The organism is Dendronalium phyllosphericum CENA369 (assembly GCF_016056275.1).
Classification (GTDB): Bacteria; Cyanobacteriota; Cyanobacteriia; order Cyanobacteriales; family Nostocaceae; genus Dendronalium; species Dendronalium phyllosphericum.
Genome location: NZ_JAECZA010000002.1, coordinates 69,259 through 88,812 on the forward strand (window position 1 = coordinate 69,259; position 19,554 = coordinate 88,812).

17 protein-coding genes are annotated in these 19,554 nt (G+C 42.5%); 7 read left to right on the forward strand and 10 right to left on the reverse strand.

Features of this window, described 5'->3' with window-relative positions; all coding sequences use genetic code 11:
- The first annotated feature begins 58 nt into the window (after positions 1-58).
- Complete coding sequence (locus tag I8752_RS01290) at positions 59-286, forward strand: DUF2949 domain-containing protein (protein ID WP_214430518.1); 228 nt, start codon at positions 59-61, stop codon at positions 284-286.
- A 315-nt stretch (positions 287-601) separates the two neighbouring features.
- On the opposite strand, the gene I8752_RS01295 is transcribed toward I8752_RS01290, so the two are convergent.
- The 3 genes from I8752_RS01295 to lpdA form a co-directional block, all read right to left on the reverse strand.
- On the reverse strand, positions 602-853 hold the full coding sequence (locus I8752_RS01295; protein WP_214430562.1) for a DUF5340 domain-containing protein: 252 nt from the start codon (positions 851-853) through the stop codon (positions 602-604).
- A gap of 91 nt (positions 854-944) precedes the next feature.
- Positions 945-1,856 (reverse strand): indole-3-glycerol phosphate synthase TrpC, encoded by a 912-nt coding sequence (gene trpC / locus I8752_RS01300; protein ID WP_214430519.1) that lies wholly within the window; start codon positions 1,854-1,856, stop codon positions 945-947.
- A 135-nt stretch (positions 1,857-1,991) separates the two neighbouring features.
- On the reverse strand, positions 1,992-3,422 hold the full coding sequence (gene lpdA, locus I8752_RS01305; protein ID WP_214430520.1) for a dihydrolipoyl dehydrogenase: 1,431 nt from the start codon (positions 3,420-3,422) through the stop codon (positions 1,992-1,994).
- Between the two features lie 445 nt (positions 3,423-3,867).
- Here lpdA and I8752_RS01310 point away from each other — a divergent pair, with 445 nt between their 5' ends.
- A complete protein-coding gene (locus I8752_RS01310; RefSeq protein ID WP_214430521.1) occupies positions 3,868-5,640 on the forward strand; it encodes an SWIM zinc finger family protein in 1,773 nt (590 codons plus the stop codon).
- A gap of 240 nt (positions 5,641-5,880) precedes the next feature.
- Here the strand turns inward: I8752_RS01310 and I8752_RS01315 are convergent, their stop codons facing one another.
- From I8752_RS01315 to I8752_RS01330, 4 genes are all read right to left on the reverse strand, one after another.
- Positions 5,881-6,243: a glycine zipper domain-containing protein gene (locus I8752_RS01315; protein ID WP_225895384.1), complete on the reverse strand. Its 363-nt coding sequence runs from the start codon at positions 6,241-6,243 to the stop codon at positions 5,881-5,883.
- Positions 6,244-6,296: 53 nt separating this feature from the next.
- Entirely contained in the window at positions 6,297-6,815 is a 519-nt protein-coding gene (locus I8752_RS01320) for an HPP family protein (protein ID WP_214430522.1), read from the reverse strand.
- Positions 6,812-7,309, reverse strand: a complete 498-nt coding sequence (locus tag I8752_RS01325) for a DUF1622 domain-containing protein (RefSeq protein ID WP_214430523.1) — start codon at positions 7,307-7,309, stop codon at positions 6,812-6,814. Before I8752_RS01325 ends, I8752_RS01320 begins: the two co-directional genes overlap by 4 nt.
- A 274-nt stretch (positions 7,310-7,583) precedes the next feature.
- Complete coding sequence (locus tag I8752_RS01330; RefSeq protein WP_214430524.1) at positions 7,584-9,158, reverse strand: GMC oxidoreductase; 1,575 nt, start codon at positions 9,156-9,158, stop codon at positions 7,584-7,586.
- A gap of 1,151 nt (positions 9,159-10,309) precedes the next feature.
- Here I8752_RS01330 and I8752_RS01335 point away from each other — a divergent pair.
- Entirely contained in the window at positions 10,310-11,215 is a 906-nt protein-coding gene (locus I8752_RS01335) for an SMP-30/gluconolactonase/LRE family protein (RefSeq protein ID WP_214430525.1), read from the forward strand.
- The gene (locus I8752_RS01340; RefSeq protein ID WP_214430526.1) at positions 11,212-11,751 is read left to right on the forward strand and encodes a DoxX family protein; all 540 of its coding nucleotides are present in this window, start codon (positions 11,212-11,214) and stop codon (positions 11,749-11,751) included. The genes I8752_RS01335 and I8752_RS01340 overlap by 4 nt, the downstream gene beginning before the upstream one ends.
- Positions 11,752-11,847: 96 nt before the next feature.
- Here the strand turns inward: I8752_RS01340 and I8752_RS01345 are convergent, their stop codons facing one another.
- The gene (locus I8752_RS01345) at positions 11,848-13,182 is read right to left on the reverse strand and encodes an Nramp family divalent metal transporter (protein ID WP_225895385.1); all 1,335 of its coding nucleotides are present in this window, start codon (positions 13,180-13,182) and stop codon (positions 11,848-11,850) included.
- A gap of 751 nt (positions 13,183-13,933) precedes the next feature.
- Here I8752_RS01345 and I8752_RS01350 point away from each other — a divergent pair.
- Positions 13,934-16,216: an FUSC family protein gene (locus I8752_RS01350; RefSeq protein WP_214430527.1), complete on the forward strand. Its 2,283-nt coding sequence runs from the start codon at positions 13,934-13,936 to the stop codon at positions 16,214-16,216.
- Positions 16,217-16,505: 289 nt separating this feature from the next.
- Here the strand turns inward: I8752_RS01350 and I8752_RS01355 are convergent, their stop codons facing one another.
- Positions 16,506-16,910, reverse strand: a complete 405-nt coding sequence (locus I8752_RS01355; RefSeq protein ID WP_214430528.1) for a peptidoglycan-binding domain-containing protein — start codon at positions 16,908-16,910, stop codon at positions 16,506-16,508.
- Between the two features lie 599 nt (positions 16,911-17,509).
- On the opposite strand from I8752_RS01355, the gene I8752_RS01360 reads away from it, so the two are divergent.
- Both I8752_RS01360 and I8752_RS01365 read left to right on the forward strand, forming a co-directional pair.
- Entirely contained in the window at positions 17,510-17,983 is a 474-nt protein-coding gene (locus I8752_RS01360) for a DUF4365 domain-containing protein (RefSeq protein WP_214430529.1), read from the forward strand.
- Complete coding sequence (locus I8752_RS01365; RefSeq protein WP_214430530.1) at positions 17,980-18,516, forward strand: hypothetical protein; 537 nt, start codon at positions 17,980-17,982, stop codon at positions 18,514-18,516. The genes I8752_RS01360 and I8752_RS01365 overlap by 4 nt, the downstream gene beginning before the upstream one ends.
- Positions 18,517-18,522: 6 nt before the next feature.
- Here the strand turns inward: I8752_RS01365 and I8752_RS01370 are convergent, their stop codons facing one another.
- Positions 18,523-19,470, reverse strand: a complete 948-nt coding sequence (locus I8752_RS01370; RefSeq protein ID WP_214430531.1) for a VOC family protein — start codon at positions 19,468-19,470, stop codon at positions 18,523-18,525.
- Between the last annotated feature and the right edge of the window lie 84 nt (positions 19,471-19,554).

Genomic DNA, 19,554 nt, shown 5'->3' on the forward strand with positions numbered 1-19,554 from the left:
TTGTTTAGTCACAAATGAAATATTAGCTGCGGGTTACTGAGTAATGGTAAATCCATATATGACAATACAAAACTGGCAAGGAGGTGAGTTACAAATGTCACCATCAACGTATTCTCGACTGATTCATTTTTTGCAAGAAGATTTATCAATTTCCGCAGCATCGCTGGCGGTCGCTCTGCGTCACCGCGAGCAAGATCCCGGCCCTTTACCAATGATCCTTTGGCAGTACGGGTTGATTACCTTAGAACAGCTAGAACAAATCTACGATTGGCTAGAGACAGCCTAGGTATGAGTAGCTCGTGCAGGAGAATTAAATTATGTCACATCCATGCCTTATATTAAGGCTGATAGATCGGAAAATTGTCTCTTACCATTTCTACTCATTTAAATACAAATTAAAAGAGCGAGTTAAATAATTAACTCGCTCTTTTAATTTTGGTAATTTCAGCGATTAGCTATTTTTATCTAGAACTCCTCAGACGATTGCAGAAAACTTATCCAACTAATAAAAGTTGGACAAAAATAATCAATTAATTGTTAACATCTGTATGGCTATGATAAAAAAGATTTTTTGAATTTGAAATTTTAACTTTGTTTTGTTTCAATCAGAAGTGACAACTTTCTCGGCGTTATGATGGTTGATTGACCAACGATGATCTACTCCTACAGAAGAAAACTGGCAAATTTCTTCTAGTTGTTTTTGTTGCACTGCTGCTTTCCTGAGGGTAATAATTAGTTGATTTACCTGACGGCGCAAATCAGGGTTTTGACTGACTGCTGACATAGTTTGTCTTTCTAAGAGTTGCAGTAGAAGTTCGTAGTGGACAGGTGAAGGAAGAGGAATTTGCTCCATGTAGTTCATTTGAGATTTCACATGTTGGATTTTGTAGTCAAGATATTTTGTCTCTTGCTAATGAATTGTTACATAATAAACAAATATTTGGTTATTGACTTGATGTAGATGCAGATGAAGATTTAGAAAAGAGATTAGCGATCGCTAATTCTGGATTTGGTTGTTTCACTAAAGACTCTCCAATCAAAACTGCGGATACACCTGCTTTTTTTACTACACTCAAATCATTTGAATTATGTAATCCCGATTCGCTGACAATCAGTATTTTCCGTTCCTGTAATTGCTCTTTTCTGGCTGCTACCAGTTGACTAGTAGTTTGTAAGTCAACAGTAAAATCTTCTAAATTGCGATTATTAATTCCTACTAAAGATACACCATCTAATGTTAGTACGCGGTCAAGTTCTTCTAGACTGTGGACTTCAATTAAAGCTGCCATCTGAAGGGCATTGGCAATTTTAATAAAGTACTGTAAATCTCGATCGCTAAGAATAGCTGCAATTAATAAAACAGCATCTGCACCTCGAACGCGAGCTAAGTACATTTGGTAAGGATATATAACAAAATCCTTGCACAATAATGGTAAATCTACGGCAGCGCGAACCTTGGTTAAATTGTCAAAGCTGCCTTGAAAGAACTTGACATCAGTCAATACAGAAAGACAACTTGCACCGCCTTGTTCGTATGATAAGGCGATCGCTACCGGGTCAAAATCTTCTCGTAAAATACCTTTGCTAGGAGAAGCTTTTTTAACTTCTGCAATTAACGCGGGATTTGTCTTACCTTGCTGTAATGCTGCAACAAAATCACGGGTTGGGGGTGCTGTGAGTGCTTGTTTTTGCAATTCCACCAAAGGTGTTTTTTCCCGCATTTGGTCTACTTCGATTTCTTTATGCCAAACTATTTCTTCCAAGATATTATTTGGATCTGCATCTGGCACAGCAACTTGGTAGCGCAATACGGATACATTAATAGCGGGGCTTGGCGAACGGCGGCGGATTTGCATAATTTGGTCAGTAGTCAGTGGTCAGTAGTCAGTAGAGACGCGATTAATCGCGTCTTTACAATGGTCAGTGGTCAGTAGTCAGTAGTCAGTGGTCAGTAAACAAAGAACAACTAACAACTGACAATTGACAACTAACTAAGAAACGATCGCTCGTTTGTAGGCTTCGTCCAGCACTTCTGATAGTGTGGGGTGAGCGTGAACTAAATGAGCGAGGGTGTTCACAGATTGACGGTTGGCAATTGCCGCTGAGGCTTCGTGAATCAAGTCTGAGGCGTGCAATCCGAAAATGTGAACGCCCAAGACTTCACCTGTGTCTTTGCGATACACAACCTTTGCTATGCCGTCGGCTTCGTTTTCTGCTAAGGCTTTGGAATTGCCTTTGAAGTAACTTTTACTGATGCCGACCTCAAAGCCTTCAGCTTCACCCAATTCCTTAGCGGCGGTTTCTGTCATCCCGACATAGCTAACTTCTGGGTGGGTAAATGCGGCTGCGGGGATGCTGCGATAGTCTACTATGCGCGATCGCCCGACGATATTTTCGACAGCGACGATGCCTTGGGCAGAAGCGGCGTGTGCCAGCATCATTTTGCCGTTGGCATCGCCAATTGCCCACAAATGCGGTACGACTTCACCCGCACTTAGCACCGCCATGCGGTCATCGACGGGGATAAAATTCCGCCGATCTAGTTCTACACCAATAGACTCTAAACCGAGGTTTTGGGTTGCGGGAATGCGTCCTGTGGCAACTAAACAAGCATCCACTTCGATGACATCTAAATCTTCTTTGGTTTTGAAATCTGCCAACTCAATGACTACCGGAGAACCAGGAATGACTTTTTTGGCATAAATCCCCACTTTGGTTTCAATGTCGCGGGGAGTAATCAGCACCCGTTCGGCGAGTTTGGCAATATCGCGGTCAAATCCTGGCATTAACTGGTCTAGGGCTTCAATCATGGTGATTTCGCACCCTAAAGCTGAGTAAACATCAGAAAATTCTAAGCCGATGTAACCGCTACCAATAATCGCCACCCATTCCGGGAGAGATTCCAATTTCACGCCTTGGTCGCTGGTAAAGACAGTTTTGCCGTCTACTTCAATGCCTGGAGGCACGAAGGGGACTGAACCAGGGGAAAGGATAATATCTTTGGCTGTGATGGTTTTTTCACCGCCATCGCTAGTCACGGTGACTTTTTGCGTTCCAGCTATTTTCCCCCAACCCCGAATGATATCAACTCCTAGCCGTTTGAGGCTGTTGGTTAAGTCGCCTTGGATTTTCGAGACGAGATTGCCAGCGTGATTGGCGATCGCTTGCCGATCGAAATCTACGCTACCGATTTGAATTCCCAGCGACTTCAGGTGGTGGGCATTGCGTAACTCCCGCACACGTCCAGCGGCTGCTAACAGCGCCTTAGAAGGAATGCAGCCCCGATTGACACAGGTTCCTCCCATATCAGCGGCTTCAATAATTGCTGTTTTCAAACCGCAGCTGACAGCGTGTAAGGCTGCGCCATGTCCGCCTACACCAGCGCCTATAATCACTAAATCGTAATCAAATTCATGACTCACGTTAGTTTCCCCGTGTGCTTCGCATATTTATTCTCAACTTGACAAGCAATCAATGCAACCCCTTCATCATTTAAGAGTTGCTAAGTCAAATTATGATTTACGTTAGCAGGTGAAGAGATTTATGTTTTGAGTATTATTATAGTAAAAAATATGTACTTATCTTATTTAATACTACGCCTATAAATTTGCTGACAAAGTATGATATACAGGTCAGGTTGCAGATAATCCTTTTATTTCTTGAAGAATGTCATGTTAGTTGGGACAATTTTCTCCTCTGATGCCAAAATATATTGAGCTAAAAATTAAGTAATTAGTGACATAAAATACCAATACTACTAGATGAAAGATTTTCTGTTACTTTGAGTTACCTAACAACAGATTATCTTAATACCTAAGCTAGATATAAAATTCATTCACGTATAAGATTTTCACAGGCGATCGCTCGATGTCTATTCCCAAAATCAGTGAATTCACCATCCGTCGTAATACCAACACCAAATCTTTCCAACGGGGTGAGGCTTATTATGAGGCAGGTGCTGTCACTGCCGTTACTCAACGAAGTTACCAGCTGCAAGCAGAAGTTGAAGGTGGTGAAGCTAAACCTTATCGCGTCAGCCTGAGTTTTGACGAGCAAAGTGTAACTTCAGCAAATTGTACCTGTGCTTACAACTTTGATGGTTGGTGCAAACACATCGTAGCGACGATCCTCGTCTGCGTGCGTCAGCCAGAAATTATTGAGCAACGCCCCACCCTAGAACAACTACTCGATTCACTCGATCGCCTGCAAACCCAAAGGCTGGTACAAGAGTTAGTAGCCCGATACCCACAGTTGATTGAGGCGATAGATCGCCATATCAGTTGGACGGGCGCTCCTGCTTCCAAGCAACATCACAAACCTATACGCTTGAATAGTATTAATACCAAGCCCTATGGACAGCAAGTACGCCAAATTCTTCGAGATGCAGTGCGCTACTGGGAAGATGGCTACGAGGACGATCCGATTAGTGAAGAATTGCCCAGCGTCATCCAAACAGCTAGAGATTTTTGCGAACGGGGAGACGGTTATAGTGCGATCGCTATTTTGTCAGCGATAACTTCTGCCTGTGTAGATAATTGGGAGGATGTTGCAGAATATGGTGGTGACAACGATGAAACTGTTAAGGAATTAAATCATGCTTGGTGTGAAGCCATTCTCAGTGTTGAACTTACCCCAGAAGAAAAAGTTGATATCCAGGTGAATTTAGAAGCATGGCAAGATGAATGGAATGCTGATTTTAACATGAGTTTAGAGGCTTTGCACCAAGGCTGGGATGAACCAGCATTGGTGAGTGTTTTAGAAGGAAATATCACCGAAAGAGGAGTTTGGGAAGCAGAAGTACCAGATTACGCCGATGATTTAGCTTTAATTCGCCTGAAAATCCTCGAACGTCAAGAACGTTACGAAGAATACTTGTACTTAGCCTCAGCCGAAGGACAAACTCAACAATATCTGACAATGCTGGGTAGGTTAGGCAGGGTAGAAGAAGCTATTGAGGCTGCTCAAACCGAGATGAACTCAATCGAAGAAGCCTTTGCCCTAGCGAAAACACTTGCCGAGCAAGGCTCATTGCAGCAAGCTTTAGACATAGCCCTGAGTGGATTAAAGTTGCCAGGAAATTGTCAGTATGAATTGGGAATTTGGACAAGCGATCTAGCCTTGGAGTTGGGTAATCGTGAAGCTGCTTTATCAGCTACCAAAGCTGCTTTTCAAGTTAAGCCTTCATTTTTTGATTACCAAAAGATAGCAGAACTAGCTGGGAAAAACTGGGAAAGTGTCAAAATTGACTTACTGAAAATCATCCGTACCTTGGAAGGTTGGGAAACAGTAGCAGCGAAGGTAGATATTTTTTTGCATGAGGGATTAATTGATGAAGCGATCGCGATCGTTACCGAACTGAGTTCCTATTATTCTGAATTAATACACCGAGTGATGAATGCTGCTATCCCTCACAATCCTGATTGGGTGATTGTCAATGCCCGTCACCGTGCCGAAAAAATTATGGATCGGGGTAAAGCAGAACACTATGATTATGCTGTTGAGTGGTTAAAAAAAGTACGTGCTGCTTATTTGGCATCTGGGAAAAAAGCAGACTGGTTAAGTTATCGGACACAACTAGTACAAAGCCACGCCCGCAAGCGGAAATTAATGGAAATGTTTAAACAACAAGGTATGAAATAATACTAATTCGTAATTCGTAATACCCTTCGGGAAGCCGCGCAGAGCGCGTCTACGTAATTCGTAATTAAGAAAGTTAGACTCAATTTGGGTTTCCAGGCTTGCATCTATTCAGATTCTTTTTTCAAATTGGTATAACATCAGATTGTTCTGGCAACTCCAAAAAGAACTGTACTCAATTTCTCCATCCAAGACATTCTAGTATTCTTCTCGCCTCCCCCATCTCCCCCATCTCCCCCTGCTCTATTCCATGACTTGAATCTCTCCACCCTGTGGTTTTGATAGCGCTTGTAGTTCTTCCCAAGTATAGTGACGGGGTAGTTCAATTGGTTTGTGGTCGGCTCCTAATCCCAATCCAATTGTGGGCTGGAGTTCTTCAGCAAATTCCTCGACATATTCTGCTAGCTGATTGGCTGCAACGCTACCAGTAATTGCTCCTGCAACTCCACCAATGGCAGCACCAACTTTACCACCGATTGAGCGACCGAGTGCAGCTCCTAATACGCTACCTCCTGCTGCTGCTAATCCTGTGGCGATAGGATGAGCATTTGGAGTCGTTTGGCTTTCATTTTCCGGGTTAGTAAGAGGGTGTTCTTCGTTCATCATTCTCTCCTTAAAACTATTGAACTCGTAAGTATTGACAATAGACAAGCATGAAACTACTTCGGGCTTAGGTATGCCAGAAGCCACAGGGCAAAGCGTTCTAGTACAACCAATAGACCTGTGATACCCACTGCTAGACCAAACAAAACTAAGTTGTTTTCATTACCAGCTTTGAAGGCAAAACTTAAGGATGTAGCGACTGCTGGAGGATGCATTACATCTAACAGAATCATCAGCACAATTGTTATGAGCATTGCGGTTCCACCAGACACATAGCCCGAACCTAGCACGATGTAAGTCGTAAAACCGATCGCAGCTGCCATCATTTGAGAAATGACTAGAGTTCGCGCTGTGTTTGTACCGTGTTGCGGGTCGAGATAAATCAGAAAGGCACTAGAGGCCAAGGACGCAAACAACAAGCGCTGGCGGGTTAGTACCTCAACTAGAGCTAACATACTCAATACGACCACTGTCGGAGCAGTGGCTAGTGCCAATTCACCCTTCCAATCAAGGCGGCTGCGGAGCGAGCGATTCGCACCTTCCAAAGGTTTTAAGCTGGAACGGTGAGGTTTCATCGTATACTCCTATCAAGCTCTGGCTCAGGCAAGCGGCGTTGTTCCCCCTGCTGAATCTCGCGCTCTAAGAAATAATTTAGTAGCGTTCGCAAGAGAACGATTGCTCCTAAATTCAAGATATCTTGGCGAGTAGGTGCTACTGCTGTCCGCAAGATATCGCTGGCAACGGTGAATTCTAGCCCTAATGCTAGTACTCGCCCCAATTGTAGACGAATTGCTTCTGTGGCATCGAAATGTTGTTTAGAACGAGCAAACAATATTCGCCCATAGGTAGCAATACCTCGAATTACCGCTGTGCCAATCACAACTGCTGCTGCAATTTCTGTCCCTGCTGCCAAATAACCGACAATGACTTTCAGCCACATCTCCAGAGGACTTGTTAAAGCGTCTCCCCTACCTTCTCCCACATTCAAACTCAGGATTAAAACTAACCCGAAGATGAGTGCCAGCGGTAATAGCAAATTAAGCAATGAATCTCTGGGTGGCTCTCTCATAAGGGAATTCCAAGTAAATAACTATTCCATCGCTGTTAAAGCTGGGGAGCCACTGCGGTGGACGGGTTTCCCGGCATAGAGCAAGTGGCGTGGAGCTGGGGAGGCTGGGGTAGCTGGGGGAGAAAGAGCCTATTCATCGTCTTCGCGCTCCAAATGGAATAATTTAATTTATGTCAGTCCCTAAAACCTGACGATCGCTTTAGAAACCTAGAGGCTTCGGGGGATGGCTGCATTCTGTAACATTTTGTATCTATTTCACTCGTTCAGCGATGCGTTAGCGAAGCTCTGCTGCAAGCAGCTCGCCAACTCGCAATGCATTGGCCATAATCGTCAGCGTCGGGTTAGCACCGGAGTTTGACGGAAAGAAACTACTATCTACCACATAGAGATTATCAATATCGTGGGTACGGCAATTCAGGTCGAGGACTGAAGTTTTGGGATCTGTACCGAATCGACAACTACCGCATTGATGGGCTACTGCTTGTTCTGGTATATGAGTACGAGGATAAATGCTAAATGGCAGGACGTGTTTAGCAGAGTTAGGGATTGACTTTAATACAGATGTCCAGCGGTGGATTAAGCGATCGCTTGCTTCGGTATTATTCAGCGTATAGTCAATGTGAATGTTATCACCCACTACACGAATGCGATTATTTGGGTCTGGTAAGTCCTCTGTTTGCAACCACCAACCTACCGAACGCTCGGCAAGCAAATGTAGCTCATAGTGGGGAACCAACTTGACAAAAGGAGCCATCAGTGGTGGTGCTTCGGCAGGAATCATATCAGCTAAGACATTGCCTGTATTCTGCACCATCCCCATTGGATAAGGAAAATCTGGTTCTCCCCAATAAAAATCGTTGACGGCGATCGTTTTTTGAAAGCTGGCGCGATTTACATCTAAATGTATGGAAACGATCGCGGTTTCCAACTGTTTCATGAAATTCCGCCCCACTTGGTCGGAACTGTTTGCCAATCCATTGGGATGTTTGTCGTTAGCAGAACGTAACAGCAAGACAGCCGAGTTGATAGAACCACAGGCAACAACCACAATATCGCTGGAAAACCAATGCCGCTCTCCGGCAATTTCAGTTTCTACACTCGTAATTTCTCGCCCCGACTCACTGGTGTGCAGACGTAAGACTTTGGCATTGGTCTTGAGGGTGAAATTGGCGTACTTTTCGCGAGTAGGACGAATGGCGTTGACATCAGCATCGGCTTTTGCGTGTACGAGACAGGGATACCCATCAAAAGTATCGCAGCGAATGCAAGGACTATTTGCGCGATCGCTTTCATTCAGCTTTAACCCCAGTGGTAAATGGAATGGGTAATAACCTAGTTCGCGGATGCCATCAGCCAATTGCTGCATATCCGGCTCGTGACTGACTGGCGGATGAGGATATTGCTCGCTACGAGGTGGTTCGGTGGGGTCTTCTCCTTGCTTGCCATGCACGTCATACAGTTTTTCTGCCTGTGTATAATACGGCTCAAAGTCTGAGTATTTGAGCGGCCATTCTGGAGAAATTCCTCCTTTGTGAATTACCTTTTCAAAATCTCGCTCCCGAAATCTAATTAAGGCTGCACCGTAGAGTTTAGTATTACCGCCAACCCAGTAACCTGTCTGGGGCTTAAAAGCTTTGCCTTCTTTGTCATACCACTGTTCATCTGTATGGTAGCGATGTTTTTGATAAACTTCCTGTGGATTCCAGTTAGCTTTTTCTCTTGGCAAAAAGTCGCCTCTTTCCAGCACGAGAATTTTTTTACCTGTGGGTGCGAGACGATGAGCCAGTGTACCCCCACCAGCTCCCGTACCGATAATGATGATGTCGTAGCGCTCAGTAATGTTTGTCATATATGCGGTAGTTGCAAATTATCTTTATCTCGAACCTATTAGCCTGCTTCAGTAACTACAGCGACTTTACCTTGAAGACCAACCATACGCCATTTTTTTCTGTAATTATGAGTAATTTTATCCCCAGCAATTTTATTAGGAAATATTCAGATAGTTTTTGCTGAGAAGCTTTACTTTGTGTCATTATCTCTGATTTTATCAATTTATGAATAATATATCTCTAAAATAATAAATTCAGCCTGGGGATATAGAAGAAATTTTGACAATACTTGTTTCTACTAAGACTCTAACTTTAATTTTAGGAAGTTTTGGCACTAGATTGATTACTGTTAATTAAAACTATCAATTTATATTTAAAAGTTTAGATTCTCTCTAACGGTCTATTTTTTGTTTATAACTAAAGGTGGGCTAATATTTCATTTTGATTTCATTTTTGTTTGTATATCATATAAATCAGGCATATTTAATATTTAAAAGTGATTTTTGCAGTAAAGATTAAGTAGGGAAGCCAAAAAGCGGCGGATATATCCTCCCGCTATATTACTGTTGTTTTATGACTATGTAAGTATTTAATAGTTTGAGACAGTACAGAATTAGGGGTAAAGCATCAATTTAGTGGTGGTTTAAGTAACGGTTAACGCGCTCTAAAAAACTGACACAGTTGATTTTGTTCATTAGCAACCTCTTGTAATATCGGCTTCTACTTTGTCCTATTCGCCGGGTAATATGCTCCCTACAAAAGAAAATTTATTGCAACATTTAAGGATTAATACGCCACTACAACTTAATATTTGCTTGATAGATAACTTATTCTATAACTTTTTATATAATATGCTATAAAAACTATAATTTTAACTATTAACTATTTCTATTTAGAAAATAAATTATTTGTTAGCCATAGGAATTCAAGACTAATAAAATACTCACAAAATCTATATCTATAGTTTGAGGTAAATCAAGATTCATTAAATAAAATTATCTTTATACCAACTCCTTGAAGAATTAAAGAGAAAAATTAGCAATAAACATATAGTCATAAGTTATACGCCCAGTTTTTTACAAAAAATGCCAGTGTACCTTAATAGCAATTTGGTATGAGCTTGAACCTGCTATTTATTATCGGTAACCAAGTTAAATAACAGGAGATTATTATGGCTGAAGTCATTGAGATTTACGACGATCGCCTGCGTGCTATTGTAGCTCCAGAGGCTTTACTCCAGAAGCTAGCAAACGGTGCAGTCCATAGCGAAGGCCCTGTTTACTTTCACGAAGACGATAGTGTTGTGTGGAGTGATGCTCACGGTAATCGCCTATTGCGCTGGAGTTTTAACGACAACGTGAGTGTATTGCGAGACCCATCTGATTATCAAAGCGGTAATTACCGCGATTTGCAGGGTCGTTTGGTTGCGTGTTCCTCTGGTTTGCGTGCCATTATCCGCCGCGAAGGCGATGGGGAATGGAAGATTTTAGTCGATCGCTACGAAGGCAAACGTCTTAACAGTCCCAATGACTTGGTAGTGAAAAGTGACGGCACAATTTGGTTCACCGATCCGCCCTATGGTATCACCGAGCCAAACCAAGGTTATGGCGGCGAACAAGAACAACCCGGAAGTTACGTCTACCGCTTCGACCCAGCAACTAATGAGATTTATCCTGTAGTCACGGACATGGTGCGTCCTAATGGATTAGCTTTCAGTCCAGACGAAAGCTTACTATATGTTTCAGATACAGCTGGGTTTAATATTCCTGGCGGGCCTCATCATATCCGCGTCTACGAAGTTGTAGATGGTCGATGGGCAAAAAATGGTCGCGTTTTTGCAGTCATTGAGCCAGGACAACCTGACGGATTTCGGGTTGACGAACATGGTAATGTTTTTAGTAGTTCTCAAGACAGCGTGCAGGTATATGCCCCTGACGGTACTCGCTTGGGAAAAATTTTCGTGCCAGAGACAAGCACTAATCTGACTTTCGGCGGGAAGTCAGGCGATCGCTTGTTTATCACAGCGGGCAAATCCTTATATGCTATCGACCTCAAAACCCGTGGTGTACAGCAATGATTTATAAATTTGCGCTGGGTGTGGCGATCGCTTTTTTTCTAGCTGCATTTAATTACCCACAGCTAGGGCCATACCTGTTAAGTTCGCTCGATCGTGTGTATCCTAACGGACTCCCAGGCTTGGCACTTTTACTGTTAAGAGTCAGCGTTGGCGGGTTGTTTATACTACACGGGTATCCAAAGATAACGCATCTTCGACAGTGGGCTGAATCTCTAAAAATGCCTGTACTTTTTTGCTTTCTATCTGCTGCTTCCATGATCGGCGGTGGAATTTTTCTGATTATTGGATTGCTCACACTCTTAGCAACCTTACCCATTCTTTGCTCAATGGTATTCGCTGCGTATCTACACATCTCTGGAGGTAAGCCGTTTGTTGCCCAAGATCCTTACTTAATTCCTGCCGATCAATATCAAGGGCCTTTAGGACAAGGCGAACCGCCAAGTTGGGAAAAAGCGTTTATGTACTGCGTCATGTTGATTGCGATCGCAGTTGTAGGCCCTGGTGCATATTCGCTAGATGCTCTCATTTTTAGATGATTCCATACTTCTCTCCGCGTCTCCCCTTCTCCGCGTCCCCGCGTCTTTCTAAGGCAAAGGATTGTGCAACTTAAAGGCAGATTAGATTAGCTTAGTTTACTGAAAACCACCTGAAACCGTCTGCCACAACAGCCAAAGATTTAGCCCAACAATCAAGGTTGCAACGCCTCCAGCTAGTACCTTCAGCCAACGAGGATTAACAAACTCACCCATAATGCGGCGATCGCTTGTAAACATCACTAGGGGAATGACTGCAAAAGGCAGTTGCAGACTCAGAATCACCTGACTCAGAATCAACAAATTGGTTGTGCTGCCTTCCCCAAACAATAAGATTGTTACTAATGCTGGTGCAATTGCCAGAAAACGAGTCAATAGGCGACGCAACCATGGCTTCAAACGCAATCGCAGAAAACCTTCCATCACGATTTGTCCGGCTAAGGTTCCGGTTAGCGTCGAATTTTGCCCAGATAGCAACAGCGCAAATGCAAACAAAGTACTGGCTAATGGCACACCCAATGTCGGAGAGAGCAGTTTGTAAGCATCCTGGAGTTCGGCTACGTGATGATTTCCAGAAGTATAAAAGGTAGCTGCGGACAAAATCAGAATAGCAGCATTAATAAATAGAGCAATCGTGAGTGCAATGGTTGAATCAAGTGTGCCAAATCGGATGGCTTCCCGCTTTTGCTGTGAGTTTTCTTGCCAGCGCCGAGTTTGTACAATTGACGAATGCAAGTAAAGGTTATGGGGCATTACAGTCGCTCCCAAAATGCCAATTGCAATGTAGAGCATCTGCGGGTTATAGACTATCTGGGAATTGGGAATAAAGCCCTGCATGACATTCTCGATTTGAGGCCGAGAAAAAATTATTTCAGCTGCAAAGCACAAAGAAATCAACGCAATCAAGCTGACAACGACTGCTTCAATGTAGCGAAACCCTTTGTTTTGCAATAGCAGCACCATCAGGACATCGACCGCTGTCAGACATACACCAATTGCTAAAGGAATGCCAAACAATAATTGTAGAGCGATCGCACTCCCTAAAAGTTCGGCTAAGTCGCAAGCTGCGATCGCAATTTCACAAAGCACCCAGAGAACAAAACTGACGCGTTGATGGAAATAGTCCCGACAGGCTTGTGCTAAATCCTTACCCGTTGCTACACCTAAGCGAACGCACAGTGATTGCAACAATACTGCCATCAAGTTTGATAGCAAAATTACACTTAAAAGAGTGTACCCAAATTGAGCACCTCCTGCCAAATCGGTAGCCCAGTTTCCAGGGTCCATATAGCCCACCGCTACCAAGTATCCAGGCCCGGCATAAGCTACAAGCTTGCGCCAGAAATTTCGTTGAGTCGGTACTGGGATACTGCGATGGACTTCAGGTAAGCTAGGCGGATCTGAAGCGGAAAACATTTCCACATTTTTTTTCATTTTTTTTTCATTTTTATAATTTTTTCATATTTTACGTCATTCTCATAATCTTTTCATATTTACTTGAGTTGTCCAACAGAAGCTAGAACCCAACGGTAGATTGCGTCCACAATGAGAGTAGGAAAATCTTTGTTCTGTTTTCCCGATTTTTAAGTGATGAAAGACACTTTTTGGAGAACTATTGTTTATTTGTAGTACCTATGGCGCATATGATAATCGCAGCATTGGGCGATCGCAATTTTAGCCTTTAGTGCATATTCGCTAGATGCTCTTATTTTGAGAAGATGAAAATTAATCTGAAAAATTCTAGCTGAATCATCTCAAAGGTATATTCCTCTACAGAGTTATATCTGGCTAAAATTCTCTAAGATGCACTTTGTACTTTTTTGATTTATAGTCGTCAGCCTAATAATGCCAAATTGGGAAAAGATGTATTATTTGGGCAGTAAAATAACAGATTGTTGCTGCTAGTAGCAAGCTTGTTAAGTATGTCTTAATTACGAATTACGTAGATGCGCTCTGCGCGGCTTCTTGAAGGGTATTACGAATTACCAATTAATATAGCCGTCGCCAGTAGTGTTAAGACATCAACAGGCGATCAAACCTAGACACAAAAAGACTTTTCACTCAGTCACCCTTCGGGTGACGCTCGCAAGCTCGCTAACGCTCTTGCTAACGCAGTCGCCTGCGGAGGGAAACCCTCCCGCAGCGCTGTCTCACCAGTCACCAGTCACCAGTCCCCAGCTATATAATGCCACCTACAAATAAACATCCTCTCAATTGGTTTTTGCAGCAGTTTCAACTCAAGCCGGGTAAGCCGGACATTTTTTCAGGATTGCGTAGTCTTTTAATACTAGTTGGGCCGATTGGACTTGGATTTATTACTGGTCATGCTGCGACAAGTGCGATCGCTACTATGGCAGCTTGGTTCGTTGGGATGGTAAATGTTGACGGAACCTATCGTCAGAAAGTAACTGCGACGATCGCAGCTACCATTGGGATAACTGTAGTTTTCCTCATAGCCAGTTTAGTTAGCAGTAATCTCTGGTTATCTATCCCAGCGACGTTTTTTGTAATATTTATAGCAGGTTTAGCAGGTCTATATGGTAACGTAGCTGCATCTGTCAGCTTGGTGACTTCAATTATGTTTGTCATCGCGCTGGCTAAATTTGCTTCATTTTCTAATTTGTCTACTCTGATTCAAAATTGTGCGTTATGTCTGGCTGGTGGTGTCTGGACAACTGCGTTGTCATCAGGACTGTGGGCAATACATCCTGATGTATCTACAAGACAGCTAGTCGCTAACAGTTATCTCTCGTTGAGCAAATTTGTGGACTTGGCAAGCGAGAGAGTATTAGATTCCCAAAATAATCGGGAATGGGCACAGCGATTTTTGCAAGCTCAAGATAGCGTCATTCAAGACTTGACATCCGCCCGTAGCGTTTGGACAACTATCTGGACTCGCCAAAAAGGAGCTAACGTCCTAGGGAATCACTTACTCGTATTAATCGAGGATGTAAATCAAATTGTCAATTCTGTTATCGCTTTGAACGAACTGTTAGCGATTGCATCCGAAGGTCAATTATTTTTTCGGTTACAGAAAGAAATTCAGCAAGTTATAGAACAGTTGGCAATTGCTCTAGCAATGTTAGCAAAAGCGATCGCTAAAGGCAAAAACTCAGTTAGTTTGGGAGATTTAGATCGGACAATCGAGGCATTAAAACATCAGCGGCAAGTTATACGCTCTCAAGTCCTCAAACAAACGATAGATGTTCAAGCAGTTCAATATCTCGATTTAGTCAATTTGGAGAAGATTGAAGCTAGCCTGAAAAACTTGGCACAACAAATTCATACTGATGCAGACATCGTTAAAGACTTAAAACAGGGCAAGCGTAGCATAGCCCGGCGAGAAATTGCCCCTCCAACGCAATCGCAGCGTTCTATAATTATTGATACGCTGCGAAATAACTTCACTTTTGATTCAGTTCTCTTGCGTCATGCGTTGCGCCTCGCGCTAATCGTAACGCTCGCGGAATTAATTGCTTCGATATTGCAATTACCTAGAGGTTATTGGATAACGCTAACTGCTTTAGTTGCCCTGAAACCCAACTTTGGTGGAACATCTGAGACAACAGTTCAAAGAGTCATCGGTACTATTTTAGGCGGAATCGTCGGTATTACTCTAGTTTTACTCATTAAAAATCAGTTGGCGATCGCAGTTTGTTTTTTACTGCTTGTAGTTACTGCAATGTCAGTGCGATCGTTAAGCTACAGCATATTCATCATACTACTGACTCCCGCCATCATCTTACTACTCCATCTTATTAGTGCAGGTGACTGGAAAGTAGGACTATTGCGTATCGTTGATAGCTTTATTGGGGGTATCTTAGCACTGCTTGGCAGCTATTTACTCTTCCCTCGTTGGGAACGACAGCAACTTCCCGCACAACTGGAAAAAACAATTCGAGCCAATCTTGTTTATTTTCAGCAAGTAATAGCTAACTATCTTCATCCCGAAAAGGATGCATCTGTTGATTCTATTAATACTCTACGCCATCAAGCTGCACTAGAGAACGTCAATGCTACAGCCGCAGCTCAACGATTATTCAGCGAACCTCGTCACCTTCAAGGAGAAATCGAACCTGTAATGACGCTAATGGTATATATTCGTGGCTTTTTTAGTTCGGTGACAACCCTGGCAGAACATCTGCGAGAATTTAGCGGCGACTACCAATTTACCGAACTCAAACGACTTGCCGATACAATTATCCAAATTTTAGAAAACTTAGCAGATGCCCTTCGGCAAAAACAGCTACCCCAACCGTTACCAGCCCTAGATAGCTATCTAGAAGCAATTCACGAACAAATTCAACAGCTGCATACCGCTCGGTTATCAGAAATTGCTACAAATTCCAACACTTTAACTCCTACATTACAAGCCGTTCGCGAACAAACTCTCTTATCCACAGAACTGGATCGAATTGTTAATGAAATTAAAGTTATGCACTGTGTAATTGCCCGTCTACAAAGATAATTTGATTTACTGCTTAAGTAGTTAAACATACAGCATTTGATCTCTGAATTCTGCTGTAATATCATGTTCGGATGAATAGTCCCCAAACACTTCGTTCGCAATGACTATGAAGAGTGCTGAGTAATCTTCTTGTTACTCAGCACTCAGCACTGAGTTTCGTAAATATTTCTGTTTATCTACTTAATTGTTGATTGCTTTAGCAAAGCTAACCGAAGGTATCGCGGTTTTAGTTGCTAGTGCCTATTCACGGGATTACTCGAACTCTAGCCAAGAGATTAAGTAAATTACTTTATTTCATAAGTGCCATAGTCCGGGGGCCAATTATTCCATCTGCTCTTAATCCTTTAGACTTCTGAAATTTGATCGCTGCTGCACGTGTTTTGCGATCGAAGACACCATTTACACTAGCAGTATAAAATCCTTGTTGCTTTAAAAAATTCTGAGCGGTTTTGACTGCCTCTCCCTTGCTACCTACTGTAAGGACGTTACTACGCTTTGCTACATTATTAGACTTGCGCTTGGCACTAACCTTTTGCACAGCATTAGGCTTTTTCATGGTGCTAGCTGGCTGGGTATTTTGAGCAACGCGGGTAGCAGTAGCCGCATTGTGAGTTTTATTACTAGTTAAAGAGTAAGCAGGTAGAGCGGTAACTAGAGTCAAAACAGGGAGACAAGCAAGTACTTTCCAATTCATCTTTATGCTCCTTACAACAATGTGAGATTTTGCAACTTTAATTTGCAGAGTCATCTTTATAAGGGTTTGTACCTTATAGTGATTCTCTTCGTTAGCCTCTGAATTATTTAGGTTTGGTATGCAGTCAGCCTATTTCCTAACCTTGAGCTATAGCATCACACATGGTATTGACAAAGGTATTGCAAAATTGTGACAAAAGCATGATTTATTTATTAAGGGTTGTATCGTCTAATGCATTGCTTTTGATTTCTCAGAATTTCTCGCATATTCTTCTGCAATCAACAGCATACGACTGATTCAGTCTTCAGCAATTGTAGAGCGATCGCCAATTATCAATATTGCATGTCCGTCAGGATATTGAACTAAGTAACCGTACCTGTAGTGTAATGGACATCAATCAACAGAAAGAACAATTTAGCAACGCATACCCCTCTTCTGTCAGTCTCCGAAAACATTTGCCATTTCTGAATTCTAGAGCTTTTGTACAGCAAGCGATCGCGCGATTATTTTCTAATAACAAATTCAAGAGCAATTTTTTTCTAATAGTATAGGTTGTATTGATTGCCTCGTGAGACTTCTAGCAATCGCCCTCACGGAGAGTGACAGAAGAGGGGTATCTCCAAGCCATCACCAGTGTTGCAGGTTATTCTCTCTACAAACCAGCCGTAGACGACGACAGCGTAGACTGGGGAATAGCAGCCACGGGTCTTATGGGGCGCATCCGTGCGCCTCGCTTAGAATTACAGCTAAAATCAACATCAAGGGATGTCCTCAACGATAACGCTATGCGCTACCCTGTCAAACTGAAAAACTACAATGATTTACGAATGGTTGACTTTGCCGTTCCTAGAATCTTAATTGTAGTTTTACTTCCCAACAACTTAGGCGAGTGGGTGCAACAATCATCAGCAGAACTTTGTATGAGGTATTGTGGCTATTGGTTATCGCTGCGATTCATGCCAGAAACACAAAATACATTGACTGTAACTGTCACCATGCCAAGAAATAATCAATTTACAGTCGCTGCTCTCCAGTCAATTATGCAAGGTATCGGTCAAGGAGTACAACCATGAAAGTTACTGTGCAAGATGCGGAAATTATCAAAAATATAGAACCACAACAACTCAAAGAGTATTTACAATCTCACGGTTGGCAGGAAGACCGACCATTTCTTGATAATGCGACAATTTGGCACAAGCAAGCAGAAAAAGGAGAATTTGAAATTTTACTACCAAATACAAAAAATTTAGGAGATTATGTTCCGAGAGTTCGCGAACTTACTCAAACAATAGCATCCTCAGAAAATCTTTCTTACCTCGAAATCTTAAGTGAATTTATTAATAATTATCCTCATCTCAAAATTCAAGGCTTTGTTACGCAAATAGCAAATCCTAATGCAGATAAATTAAGTGGTGAAGTTACTATTGTTTGTCCAGTTTTTGAGAAATTACGCCAAATCAAAACTGTACTGCTCGACCATGATTATATTTTGGCAATAAAATCTTATCAAGAACGCTTACCTGTAAGATGTACGGGTGATTTAGTTAAAGAAAATGAGATTTTTATTTTGAAAAACCCACGAGAATTTCAAATTGAGAATATTTGAATATCATTACCTTGCAATGGAGCGATCGCCTATTATCAATATTGCATGTCCGTCAGGGTCTTTAACTAAACAACCTTGTGGGTAAGGCAATGAACTATCAGTATGAACCCCATTCTGCCGCAGTATCTCTACCGCCTGCTCGATATCATTGACAACAAGCTCAATTTCCACCCGCGCAATATCGTAACCCCTCCAATCACTCGGTATCGGCCGACCTTTTCCAGGCACAATATAATCGAGTAATTCAATTCCCATACCATCTTGAACTGGCCGCAGTGCTGTAATTCGGACTTCGGTTTCTGGCAAATTATCCAAGCGATTTTGAGCCGCACCCTTATTGAAACTGCGGCTATTCACCTGCATTCCCAAAAGGTTGCAGTAAAAGTGTAGACTTTGCTCGGTGTGAGAAATTGCGATCGCACTATGATCGATTCCCAAAAACAAGCGAGCGCTGTTTTGATGCCATTTATCTTTTCCTTTGTCAGGAGGAAACCAAATTAACTCTAGATCGTGGCCGTCAGGGTCTTTAAACTTGAAAGCACGCACACCAGCAGATGCTTGATTATCAGGTGGTATAGTCTGGGGAGCAACTGAAATGAATTTGATGGGAAATGAACGCACTTGTGCGTAGGCGCGATCTATGTCACTGACGACAATTGCCAAATGTTGAAACCACAGGTCGTTACTTTGGGAATCGCTGGGGATAGGCTTCCCCGGAACGTTGAGATATTCGATCAACTCGATAAGTTCATCACCTAGTCGCAAGGTGACAATGCGAATTTTGGCTCCAGACAAGTCTTCTAAGTCGCTGTAATCCTGTCCTGCAATAGTGATGTCGGAAACGAGTTCAAACGAGAGTGCATGTGTATAGAAATTCAAAGAGCGATCGCAGTTTGTCACTGTTAATTTAACAACTCGAATTCGTTGCACTTGTACGTGAGTTTGACTAAGCATACTCAACAGCCTTTGTACTGACAATTTTCTGTTAAAAAATATTTGTATTAGGAATTAAGCCCAGGATAAAAGGTTTATCCTGTT